The following is an 11929-nucleotide window of genomic DNA, read 5'->3' on the forward strand; positions in this document are numbered from 1 at the left end:
ATAACGAATAATACATCAGGCAAACCATGTTGATTCAAATACTGAAAATTTGTACGGCATCTTCATTTGAAAGAGGGTAATTTTTTAGCATTTTCTATCGCAAGAATGCGGGTTTCAATGTCAATGTTAAGTAAATCCTCCAGGTTTTTTGGCTTCGCTGGAGGAGGTAATGACAATACAGTCAAATTTACATCATGTATTTGATCAAATCTGATTCTCTGGCTCAGAAAAAGATCGACTGCAACTTCATTGGAGGCATTAAGCACAGCGGTCATCCCAGCCGGTCCGGCAAGCACTTCCCAAGCTAACGACAGGCCGGGGAACCGGTGTTTATGATCCAATGACTCCATAGACTCAAAGCTCATTTGTGAGGTTAACCTAAAGTCAATATTTGCAGAACCACTTGAAATTCTATTTGGCCACGCCAAACCATAAGAAATTGGCATGCGCATATCAGGCGTACCCAATTGAGCAACAATAGATCCGTCAATGAATTCAACCATTGAATGAATAATGCTTTGCGGGTGAATTATTACTTCTATCTGTGAAGGAGCCAAATCAAATAAAAATTTGGCTTCAATCACCTCTAGGGCTTTGTTCATCATGGTTGCAGAATCAACCGATATTTTCTTTCCCATAACCCAATTTGGGTGAGCACAAGCCTCTTGTGGAGTGACATCTTTCAATTCATGCAATAGTTTTTGCCGAAATGGCCCGCCAGACGCAGTCAAAATAATTTTATTAACGACTTTTTGCCAAGTTATGGGGTTTTCAGGTAAAGATTGAAAAATTGCAGAATGCTCACTGTCAATAGGAAGCAGCTTAGCGCCACCACTTTTAACTGACTCCATAAACAATTCAGCGCCAACAACCAAAGCTTCCTTATTTGCGAGTAACAAACGTTTACCAGCACTTGCTGCGGCCATGCATGATGGAAGTCCTGCTGCACCTACGATAGCTGCCATCACCATATCCACTCGATCGTCACTTGCCACCTGAATCAAAGCTTCAGATCCACTCATAACATGGGTAGCTAAGTTTTCAGCTGATATTTTATTTTCTAACTCCCGCGCTGCATCAGCATCGACCATCACTGCAAACTTCGGATGAAACTTTGCACATTGCTTAAACATTAAATCAACTTGTTTAGCACCGGTCAAAGCAAATACAGAAAATTTATCTAAGTGGCTTGAAATTACATCAAGCGTATTCACCCCTATCGAACCAGTAGATCCCAAAACTGAAATTTGTTTTTTCATATCGGTTTTGCCATTGATAAAAGGATTGACAATGGCAACACAGGCAGTAACGCATCTATTCGGTCTAGTACACCACCATGGCCTGGTAACAGTTGACTACTGTCTTTCTTTCCCGCACTTCGCTTTATCAAAGATTCAAATAAATCGCCCGCTGCACTCATCAAAGTAAGGAATGTCAAACCAATCAACATCGATACCCATCCATGCCTCAACAACATACTGAAAATATTGTCATTCATTGATGCAAATATTTTATTTAAACTTAACCAAACAATTGCTAGGCACCAAACCGAAACAATGCCACCAATCAATCCCTCTACACTTTTTCCTGGACTGATTGATGGAGCTAGTTTATTTTGACCCCAACGCCTACCTATAAAATACGCACCGATATCTGCAGCCCATACAAGCAAGAGCACCGAAGTTAGAAAAGAAGTTCCTATCAATTTAGCCTGAAATAATGCCAAACCTGCAGAAGTCAGTAAAAGAACTCCCATGCTATTTCTAATTATTATGTGGATTTTTTTCCAACCTTCTATCCCATTTTTAAAAAAATAAAATGAAATAAATATCCATAATATGGCTATCAGTAACCAGAATATTTCAGCTTTTTTTCCTGCTATTCCTAATATCCCAAGCGACACACAAAGGACAAAACAAATAATACTTAACAAAAATGCTTTTGTAAATCCAAGATCATTTAACCGCCCCCATTCCCAAGCAGCGGCAAAAATTAGCACTAACCCAATAATCCCCAAACTCTCTACTCCAGGGGAGAACAATGCAGGTAAAAAAATCAATAAAAGAAGAACTGCAGTGGTGATACGTTGCTTCAACATGTGATGTTCAATTAAACAGCCATGATTTCTTGTTCTTTAGCTGCAATTAATTTGTCAATGTCAGTAATATGTTTATCTGTGAATTTTTGTATATCGGTTTCAGCTCGCTTTTGCTCATCTTCAGAAGCCAGCTTATCTTTAACCATTTTTTTGACTGCCTCATTCGCATCACGACGAAGATTACGTACAGCGATTTTTGCATTTTCACCCTCTGTCCTGACGATTTTGGTCATCTCTTTGCGCCGTTCTTCAGTCATTGGCGGCATGGGGATACGGATTAAATCTCCCATTGATGAAGGGTTTAATCCCAAATCACTTTCACGAATAGCTTTTTCAATTTTGGCTCCCAGTCCTTTTTCCCAAGGTTGAACACTGATTGTTCTAGCATCCAATAAGGAGACATTAGCAAGCTGACTCAAAGGAGTAGGATTTCCATAATATTCAACCATGATGGAATCTAGCAATCCAGGATTGGCTCTACCAGTTCTGATTTTGCTAAGACTGTTGGTGAAAGCAGAGATGGATTGATTCATCTTCATCTCACTATGAATTTTAATTTCGCTGATACTGGACATCACTTACCCCCTCAATTTACACTTCAAAACTATGATGCAAAAACCAAAGTTCCTTCATCTTCGCCCATCACTACCCTCTTTAGTGCACCAGATTTGAATATTGAAAAAACTGTAATTGGTAATTTCTGGTCTCTACACAAAGCAAATGCAGTGGCATCCATGATTCCCAAGTTTCCTTGAATAGCTTCATCAAAACTGATTCTGCTGTATTTTGTAGCCTTAGGGTCTTTTTTAGGATCAGCCGAATATACACCTTCAACTTTGGTTGCCTTTAGTACCATGGCAGCGCCAATTTCAGCGCCCCTTAAAGCAGCTGCAGTATCCGTCGTAAAGAATGGATTTCCTGTACCTGCAGCAAATATGACCACCTTACCTTCCTCTAGATACTGCAGCGCTTTAGGACGAACATAAGGCTCAACCACTTGCTCAATACCAATAGCGGACATTACTCTTGCAACCAAACCAGCTTTATTCATCGTATCTGCCAAGGCAAGCGCATTCATCACGGTTGCCAGCATACCCATGTAATCTGCCGTCGCTCGATCCATTCCAACTGAGCCACCTGCAACTCCTCGAAAAATATTCCCTCCCCCAATCACCACGGCAACCTCTACACCTAGGCGAGTGATTTCTGCAATTTCTTCTACCATTCGCACAATTGTGTCGCGATTAATTCCAAATGCATCATCACCCATTAAAGCCTCGCCAGAAAGCTTGAGCAAAATTCTTTTATAAGCAGGACGAGGCGAGGTTTTCATTTAAAACTCCATGCATTTAAGTTTACGACTTAAAAAAAAGGGGACTAAAGAGTCCCCTTTTAAATGTTCAAGCGGTTTGTTTGGCCGCTGCGACCTGCGCAGCAACCTCAGCAGCAAAATCATCTACTTTGCGCTCGATTCCTTCACCAACTACATAGATAGTGAAAGATTTAACCGATGTTTTTGATGCAATCAGCATTTGCTCCACCGTTTGTTTGTCATTTTTAACAAACGGTTGATTAAACAATGATACTTCTTTGAGATATTTTTGGACAGCGCCTTCAATCATTTTTGAAGCAATTTCAGCAGGTTTTCCTGACTCTGCAGCCTTTGCTGTAGCAACAGAACGCTCGCGTTCAATCAATTCGCTGGGCACATCTGCACTTGTCAATGAAACTGGTTTCATGGCAGCAATATGCATTGCTACATCTCTAGCGGCGGTTTCGTCACCAACATAACGAACAACAACACCAATACGTGTTCCATGCAAGTAAGAGGTCATTTGATCGTTTCCGTCAAAGTAGTGGAAACGTCTGAAGCTCATATTTTCGCCAATCTTTCCAATCAACCCCTTGCGCACATCCTCTAAAGTTGGACCAAAACCATCCTGTGAATAAGGTAGGGCCGATAAAGCTGCTAAGTCTGCTGGATGGTGACTAGCAACCAATCCAGCAGCCCCGTTTGACAGCGCTAAAAAACTGTCATTCTTAGTCACAAAATCTGTTTCACAGTTAACTTCCAAGATAGCGCCACAATTTCCATGTTTTGCTATTGTGATCACGCCTTCCGCAGTGACACGATCAGAGGCTTTACTTGCTTTACTACCTAATTTAACTCGAAGTAATTCTTCAGCTTTAACCATATCCCCTTCGGCTTCAGTCAATGCTTTTTTGCACTCCATCATCGGAGCATCTGTTTTTGCTCTTAACTCAGCAACCATACCAGCCGTAATATTTGCCATGAAAACTCCTATCAATCCTTGCGTTTAAATTTTTGATCAGCTTGCAAAAAAGGGGCATTTAAGCCCCTTTAAAAGTGAAATGAAAACCTTATGCTTGCACGCTGGCATCAACCTCTACAAACTCATCATCACCTTCAGACACAGCTTTAACAATGTCGTTAACAGCGTTTGCTCTACCTTCTAAAATAGAATCAGCGATGCCCCTAGCATAAAGAGTAACGGCTTTAGAAGAGTCATCATTGCCAGGAATCACGTAATCGATGCCTTCCGGGGAATGGTTTGAATCAACCACACCTATCAGTGGAATTCCGAGTTTTTTTGCCTCAGCAATAGCGATTTTGTGGAAACCAACATCAATAACAAAAATAGCATCAGGAAGCGTCACCATGTCCTGTATGCCACCAATATCTTTTTCTAATTTCTCTAATTCACGCATGAACATTAACTGTTCCTTTTTAGACAAGGCGTCCAAACCGGTTTCCTGCTGTACCTTCATATCTTTTAGACGTTTTATGGAGGTTTTAACTGTTTTAAAGTTGGTTAACATTCCGCCGAGCCATCGCTGATCAACATATGGGACACCTGCTCTTTTTGCCTCAGCAGCAATAATTTCGCGAGCTTGTCTTTTTGTTCCAACCATCAAAATATTTCCGCGATTGGCAGAAAGTTGCTTTGCGAATTTCAATGCATCTTGAAATAATGGCAATGTTTTTTCAAGATTAATGATGTGAATTTTGTTGCGATGACCGAATATAAAAGGGGCCATCTTGGGATTCCAAAAACGTGTTTGATGGCCGAAGTGAACTCCAGCTTCCAACATTTCACGCATAGTAATAGACATACATTTCTCCAAAGGTTGAGTCAAAAAACCAGATCGCTATTCCCAATAGTCAGATAAACTCTGAAAATGGAAACACCTTTTATGAACTGGTTTGGGATTTACTTTGGAAATTGATTCATGCAAATTAATTTCCTAAAGCCTGAAAATTCTAACACAATTGCACCATTTACACCGCCTTCGCATGGCTACTTTTGTATAAATATATGAGAATTGCTGTCGTTGGAGCTGGTGTCGTTGGGGTGACGACTGCACTTGAACTTGTTTCCCATGGACATGACGTGGTTGTTTTCGAAAAGAACGCAGGTATTGCCCAAGAAGCCAGTTTTGCCACCTCGGGATTTATCGGCCCTGGTTTGATGCACTCTTGGACTGTGCCTGGAATGGCTTCTAAAGTCATCCGAAAAATGGTATTTGGTTCAGAGGCTTATGCTTTTCATGGGTTGAAAAATATCCCCATTAACTGGCTTTGGCATTGGATACTAGCCTGCAAAAATTCTGATCACAAGCTAAAAATTGAGTCACTTCAAAGGTTGGCTTTTTATAGTCAAGAAGTCATGAAAGGAATCACTGAACAGTATGGATTTCAATATGAATTAAGTCAAGGCAGCATTTTAATTTGTCGCCATGAAAAGGACATGAAAAACTTTCAATTGCAATTGGATTTAATGAATGACAGTGGAATACCTTTCAAAAAAATTAGTCAAAAAGAAACCCGCGATTTAGAGCCAGCTTTATCAGACGAAACATCTTTTTTTGGATCAATACTTTTTCCTAATGACCAAATTGCAAACTGTAGGCAATTTGTATTGATGGCAAAACATCAAGCTGCTCTTTTAGGAGCTGAATTTAGAACAGGACAAGATGTATTACCCTTATCATCTAATGCTTCAAAGCAAATTCAAGTGACAGGCCAAAGAAATGAAAGTTTTGACCATATAGTTATTTGTGCAGGTATTCACAGTAAAACAATTCTTAAAAATTTACCTATCAAATTACCTTCACTGGCGGTTTATGGGTATTCATTGAGTGCAGCTGTTCGAGAGCTTATAGATGCACCGGTCTACGGGGTTGTGGAAGCCAAAAACCACATTTCAATTGCCAGAACTGGTCAGCGAATTAGAGTAAGCGGCATTACAGAAATCGGGTTGAACAAGAAGCCAGCTAATGAATGCATACAGTTGCTCTATAAAACACTGAATGATTGGTTTCCTGGCGCTGCCAAGACACATGAATCAGTCCAAGTCTGGCGGGGCACGCGTGACACCATCACAGATGGTCTGCCCATACTAGGTCATTCGGGAGTTCCCGGTATTTGGTTAAATACAGGCCACGGTAACCATGGTTGGGCGTCAAGTTGTGGAAGCGCAAGGGCTATTGCCGATATGGTGTCGGGTCGTGGTTGTGAGGTTGACCTTAAAGGCCTAGGAATAGAGCGTTTTTAACCTCTACCCACAAAAGGCATATTTGTTGCCATCACCGTATGGAATAGCACGTTTGCAGATAACGGCAATTCAGCCATATACAGTACAGAGCTCCCTACATGCGAAACATCCATCAAAGGTTCAGGTCTGATCTCACCATTTGCTTGTGGCACCCCTTTGGCCATCACGGATGCCATCTCTGTTTCTGCATTACCAATATCAATTTGTCCAACAGCAATTTGAAATTTTCGGCCGTCTAAAGCTGCTGTTTTTGTCAGACCTGTCACAGCATGCTTGGTAGACGTATAAGCAATTGAGTTAGGTCTAGGCGCAGTAGCAGAGATAGAACCATTATTGATAATTCTCCCGCCTATCGGATTTTGTGTTTTCATTACTCTGAATGCTTGCTGTAAACAATAAAACATACCGTTCAAATTGATATCAACCACATTTCGCCATTGTTCAATAGTAAGTTCATCTAACGGAACAGCAGGAGCACTCACTCCTGCATTGTTAAACAATAAGTCAACTCGTCCAAAATTTTTGACTACTGCGTCAAATAGGTTTTTTACTGACACAGGGTCTGCAACATTAGTCGGTACTACCAAACAATTGCTTGGATTGAAAACTGTTGACGCAACATCATTGAGCGGCTGCTCTCTGCGACCAGCCAACACCACCTTCCATCCCGCGTTATTTAATGCAAGTACCGCTGATTTTCCAACGCCTGTTCCAGCCCCTGTAACAATTGCAATTTTTTCATCATTCATTTAGCTTCTCCAAAGACATAAATATCAACGCTTCTTTATTTTTTTTACAGTTTTAACCGATTTAGCTGCAGAGGTTTTAGCGCCACGACGGCTGTAAGTAGCCTTTCCCATAGCAGGAAGAGATTTCTTTAATGATGGTGATTTTGAATTACTCAATTCATTAGGCTTAATTTTTTTAATACCCGCATCATTCTCTTCAGGATAAGCATCCTGAACCCATCTAAAGTCAATTTTTCTGCCATCTAAATCTACTCTACTCACCTGAACACGTACTCTGGCTCCGATTGCATATCGAATTCCTGTTCTTTCACCACGCAATTCTTGCCTAACTTCGTCGAAGCGAAAATAATCGCCCCCAAGCTCAGTAATGTGAATCAAACCTTCTACAAACATGGCGTCGAGTGTCACAAAAACACCAAAAGTTGTCACAGCTGAAACCGTGCCGCTGAAATCTTCACCCAGATGCTCTCTCATGTATTGGCATTTAAGCCAAGATTCAACATCCCTGCTTGCTTCGTCAGCCCGACGCTCATTGGCACTGCAATGCAATCCCGCCGCCTGCCAAGCCAAAGTCTCAGGTGAGTTATTTGATTTTGCATTTTTCTCATTTGGAGATTGGGAAATTTTTGAAGATAAACGTCTCGATAACTTTGCGTGCGCTTCTCCAGGTGTTGGTAATGTTGGCAATTTGTATTTTTTCTTTGCCAGTATTGACTTGATGACTCTATGCACAAGCAAATCCGGATAACGGCGAATTGGACTGGTGAAGTGGGTATATGCTTGATATGCCAATCCAAAATGGCCGCTATTTAATGGCGTGTAAATGGCTTGCTGCATTGAGCGTAACAACATGCTATGTATTTGTTGAGCATCCAGTCTGTCCTTGGTTACATGTGCAATTGCCTGAAATTGAATCGGTGAGGGAGTATCAGATAGTTGAATTCCAACACCTATCGTCTTGAGGTAACTACGCAACATATCGAGCTTTTCAGGCGTAGGGCCTTCGTGTACCCTAAACAATGCATCTGACTTATTTTGCAGAATAAAGTCAGCACTGCAGACATTCGCAGCCAACATAGATTCTTCAATCAATCTATGTGCCTCCGTCCTTACCCTTGGCACAATTTTTTCAATTCTTCCATTTTCATCACAAATAATTTGTGTTTCAGTAGTTTCAAAATCTACAGCTCCACGCTTTAATCTGGACTTTAGTAAAGCACGATATACATCATGCAAATTAATTAAATCATTAACCCGTTCTTTAAATTTTAAAGCCAGAGGACCACGTGTATTAGACAAGATGGCAGCAGCCTGAGTGTAAGTAAATCTTGCATGGCTATGCATAACAGCTTCATAAAATTGATATGCATAAATCTCACCTTCATTATTGATCAACATATCGCAAACCATGCATAAGCGATCAACATCTGGGTTTAGCGAACATAGCCCATTAGACAGTTTCTCTGGCAACATCGGAATGACACGGCGTGGAAAATACACACTTGTGGCTCTGTCATAAGCATCTATATCAATTGCACTCTCAGTTTCAACATACTGACTTACATCTGCAATAGCCACTAGAAGTCTCCAACCTGCTTGACCATTTTCATTAAGCGATTGGCAATAAACTGCATCATCAAAGTCTCTAGCGTCTTCGCCATCAATAGTGACCAAAGGAATGTCCGTCAGATCAATTCTGTTCTGAAAATCTTTAGATATTACTTTTTCAGGTAATGATTCAGCTAACTTCAAGCACTCATCAGAAAATTTATACGGCACACCATACTTACGTACAGCAATTTCAATTTCCATACCTGGATCGTCCATCTCTCCAAGTACTTCCTGTACTCTTCCAACAGGTTGACCATAAAGACTTGGCGGCTCAGTTAACTCAACCACCACAACTTGACCAGGCAATGCTTTTCCAGTTGCACTTTTAGGTATAAGAATATCTTGACCATATCGCCTATCCTCAGGAGCCACGAGCCATACGCCACTTTCTTGTAATAAGCGACCTATGATGGGATGCGAGGGACGTTCAACTATTTCTAAAATGCGACCTTCTGGCCGTCCTTTTTTATCCATACGAGTCACGCGAGCCATCACACAATCTTTATGCAATACAGCACGCATTTCATTTGGCGGCAAATAAACATTGGTTTGTCCATCATCTCGTAGGACAAAACCATGACCGTCGCGGTGCCCTTCAACCACGCCTTTGAATTCTTCAAGAAGACCTGTAGGGGTGCTATTGTTTTTTTTGATATGATCCTCTGCTTTCCTGATTGCCCAGGTGGCGGAATTGGTAGACGCACTAGTTTCAGGTACTAGCGAGTAACATCGTGGGGGTTCGAGTCCCTTCCTGGGCACCAATCTTACCTATACAAAAGACAATACGTTGAATTTTGCTAATTAAATTGGCATTCCAATAAGTTCGTGACCATTAGTCTCAAGAATTTGTACCTTGATAAACTCCCCACTCCGATAGGTTTTGGTTACTCTCGCAGGTGGTAGCAAGTGCACAGATCCATCAATTTCTGGAGCATCTCTGTAAGTGCGGCCTTTGCCGCCAGATCGTCCCAAGGCATTAGAACTGTCAACCAGCACTTGCATTTTTGCGCCAACGAGTTTGTTGATTTTTTGAGCTGAAACAGCTTGTGCTACCGCCATGAATCTTGATTTTCTTTCCTCACGTAGCTCCAAGGGTAACATTCCAGGTAAGTGATTGGCTTGTGCACCGTCAATTGCACTGTAAGCAAAACAACCTGCATTGTCTATTTGAGCTTCTTTTAGAAATTGAAGCAAATGCTCAAATTCCGATTCTGTTTCGCCGGGAAAACCAGTAATAAATGTACTTCTAACTACCAATTCGGGACAAATAGATCGCCATGTGAAAAGCCGTTCTAGGTTTTTTTCACCACTTGCAGGACGACGCATTCTTTTCAAAACTTCGGGATGGCTGTGCTGAAACGGAATATCCAAATAGGGCAAAACTTTTCCTGTCGCCATCAAAGGAATAATTTCATCAACACTTGGGTATGGGTAAACATAATGAAGCCTTATCCACGCACCAAAGGGTTCTGCCAATTCTGCCAAGCTCTGAACTAGTTCAAACAAACGCGATTTAATTGGTTTTCCGTTAAAAAATCCCGTTTGATATTTAATGTCGACACCATATGCAGAAGTATCTTGAGAAATGATTAACAGCTCTTTGACACCAGATTCAAGTAAAGCAGCTGCTTCTTTCAAGATATCACCTATTGGTCGGGAAACCAAACCACCTCGCATAGAGGGAATAATACAAAAAGTACACGAGTGATTGCAACCTTCGCTGATCTTGAGATAAGCAAAGTGCTTAGGCGTTAATTTGATACCTATCGATGGAACAAGATCAAAAAAGGGATCATGGGGTTTTGGCAAATGTAAATGGACAGCGTCCATCACTTCGCGGGTTGCATGTGGCCCAGTCACAGCCAACACACTTGGATGAAGTCCTTTGATCATGTTTTGACCGTTCGAATCAGACTTGGCACCAAGGCAACCCGTAACAATTACCTTTCCATTTTGTGCAAGCGCCTCACCAATGGTTTCAAGACTTTCTTTGACGGCATCATCAATAAAACCACATGTATTCACAACAACCAAATCAGCTCCGTCGAAAGTTTTAGAAGTTGAATATCCTTCGGCGCTTAATTGGGTAAGAATTAGCTCTGAATCAGTAAGCGCTTTGGGGCAGCCTAGGCTGACAAAACCAATTTTTGGTGCTGATATCATTTTTTTAAACCCATAGCTTTAATCATCTGCTCTTGCATTTGAACAAATAATTGATTGGATTGTTCAGTGTAGTTTCCCATTAATGATTGAACAGCATTGGTCGGTGAAATTAAAAATTGCGCCCACATATCAGGACTTAAAGAATGAGATTGTTCAGTCATCTGTTTCTGAAAGTTGCAAAAATGCTGAATATTATTTTCTAGGTAATTGCCCATTAAGGCCTGCATAGAATGACCATAAAAACGGATAATGTTTGCTAAAGCGTCTTCAGAAAATAGCGGTAGTCCGCCAGCCTCTTCTTCTAAAAGAATTTGCAAGAAAATACTTCTTGTCAAGTCTTCATTGGTTTTAGCATCTACAACCTTGAGACTTTCACCTTTCACAACCATCTCTTTTACTTCTTGGATAGTGATGTAACTCGAAGACTTGATATCGTAAAGTCTTCTGTTGGGATATTTTTTGATGAATCGTATTGAATCCACAGAATTATTTTGTTCTGTGGATTGTGATTTTTTATCTTGATTATTACGAGGCAAGAATTATCCTGATAGATATGCATGATGAAAGCATGCTGAATCCATGGTTGACATTCAAAAAGGTCGGGAATTAACGATGGTAGGCGCGATTGGACTCGAACCAACGACCCCCACCATGTCAAGGTGGTGCTCTAACCAGCTGAGCTACGCGCCTTCGTTGTCGAAATCTAATTCTAGCAGGATTCAATTGATGCT

General features: G+C 41.1%; 11 protein-coding genes and 2 tRNA genes. 2 read left to right on the forward strand and 11 right to left on the reverse strand.

Translation table 11 applies throughout. The features are described from left to right. Positions 1-62: 62 nt before the first annotated feature. The 6 genes from dxr to rpsB form a co-directional block, all read right to left on the reverse strand. The gene (gene dxr, locus AC9UG7_RS12900; RefSeq protein WP_509588503.1) at positions 63-1259 is read right to left on the reverse strand and encodes a 1-deoxy-D-xylulose-5-phosphate reductoisomerase; all 1197 of its coding nucleotides are present in this window, start codon (positions 1257-1259) and stop codon (positions 63-65) included. Beyond that, positions 1256-2098 (reverse strand): phosphatidate cytidylyltransferase, encoded by an 843-nt coding sequence (locus AC9UG7_RS12905; protein ID WP_509588505.1) that lies wholly within the window; start codon positions 2096-2098, stop codon positions 1256-1258. Before AC9UG7_RS12905 ends, dxr begins: the two co-directional genes overlap by 4 nt. 11 nt (positions 2099-2109) lie before the next feature. Further along, on the reverse strand, positions 2110-2673 hold the full coding sequence (frr, locus tag AC9UG7_RS12910) for a ribosome recycling factor (protein WP_509588507.1): 564 nt from the start codon (positions 2671-2673) through the stop codon (positions 2110-2112). 29 nt (positions 2674-2702) lie between these two features. Next, positions 2703-3431: a UMP kinase gene (gene pyrH / locus AC9UG7_RS12915; protein WP_509588509.1), complete on the reverse strand. Its 729-nt coding sequence runs from the start codon at positions 3429-3431 to the stop codon at positions 2703-2705. A gap of 67 nt (positions 3432-3498) precedes the next feature. Then, on the reverse strand, positions 3499-4392 hold the full coding sequence (tsf, locus tag AC9UG7_RS12920; RefSeq protein WP_509588511.1) for a translation elongation factor Ts: 894 nt from the start codon (positions 4390-4392) through the stop codon (positions 3499-3501). Positions 4393-4480: 88 nt separating this feature from the next. After that, complete coding sequence (gene rpsB, locus AC9UG7_RS12925) at positions 4481-5233, reverse strand: 30S ribosomal protein S2 (RefSeq protein ID WP_509588513.1); 753 nt, start codon at positions 5231-5233, stop codon at positions 4481-4483. A 203-nt stretch (positions 5234-5436) separates the two neighbouring features. Here rpsB and AC9UG7_RS12930 point away from each other — a divergent pair, with 203 nt between their 5' ends. Then, complete coding sequence (locus AC9UG7_RS12930; protein WP_509588515.1) at positions 5437-6675, forward strand: FAD-dependent oxidoreductase; 1239 nt, start codon at positions 5437-5439, stop codon at positions 6673-6675. Here the strand turns inward: AC9UG7_RS12930 and AC9UG7_RS12935 are convergent. Next, a complete protein-coding gene (locus AC9UG7_RS12935) occupies positions 6672-7424 on the reverse strand; it encodes an SDR family oxidoreductase (RefSeq protein ID WP_509588517.1) in 753 nt (250 codons plus the stop codon). The two genes, AC9UG7_RS12930 and AC9UG7_RS12935, sit on opposite strands and share 4 nt — an antisense overlap. A gap of 24 nt (positions 7425-7448) precedes the next feature. After that, positions 7449-9689: a ribonuclease R gene (rnr, locus tag AC9UG7_RS12940; RefSeq protein ID WP_509588671.1), complete on the reverse strand. Its 2241-nt coding sequence runs from the start codon at positions 9687-9689 to the stop codon at positions 7449-7451. Positions 9690-9711: 22 nt separating this feature from the next. Between rnr and AC9UG7_RS12945 the strand changes: the two genes are divergently transcribed. Further along, positions 9712-9796, forward strand: a tRNA-Leu gene (locus tag AC9UG7_RS12945). Between the two features lie 40 nt (positions 9797-9836). On the opposite strand, the gene rimO is transcribed toward AC9UG7_RS12945, so the two are convergent. The 3 genes from rimO to AC9UG7_RS12960 all read right to left on the reverse strand — a co-directional run bounded on the left by rimO (position 9837) and on the right by AC9UG7_RS12960 (position 11888). Next, positions 9837-11198, reverse strand: coding sequence for a 30S ribosomal protein S12 methylthiotransferase RimO (gene rimO / locus AC9UG7_RS12950; protein ID WP_509588519.1), 1362 nt, complete (start codon positions 11196-11198; stop codon positions 9837-9839). Next, entirely contained in the window at positions 11195-11734 is a 540-nt protein-coding gene (gene phaR / locus AC9UG7_RS12955; RefSeq protein WP_509588521.1) for a polyhydroxyalkanoate synthesis repressor PhaR, read from the reverse strand. The genes rimO and phaR overlap by 4 nt, the downstream gene beginning before the upstream one ends. A gap of 77 nt (positions 11735-11811) precedes the next feature. Beyond that, positions 11812-11888: transfer RNA gene (locus AC9UG7_RS12960), tRNA-Val, on the reverse strand. Positions 11889-11929: the final 41 nt, after the last annotated feature.

It is taken from the genome of Limnohabitans sp. (assembly GCF_046052765.1).
Lineage (GTDB): Bacteria > Pseudomonadota > Gammaproteobacteria > Burkholderiales > Burkholderiaceae_C > Limnohabitans.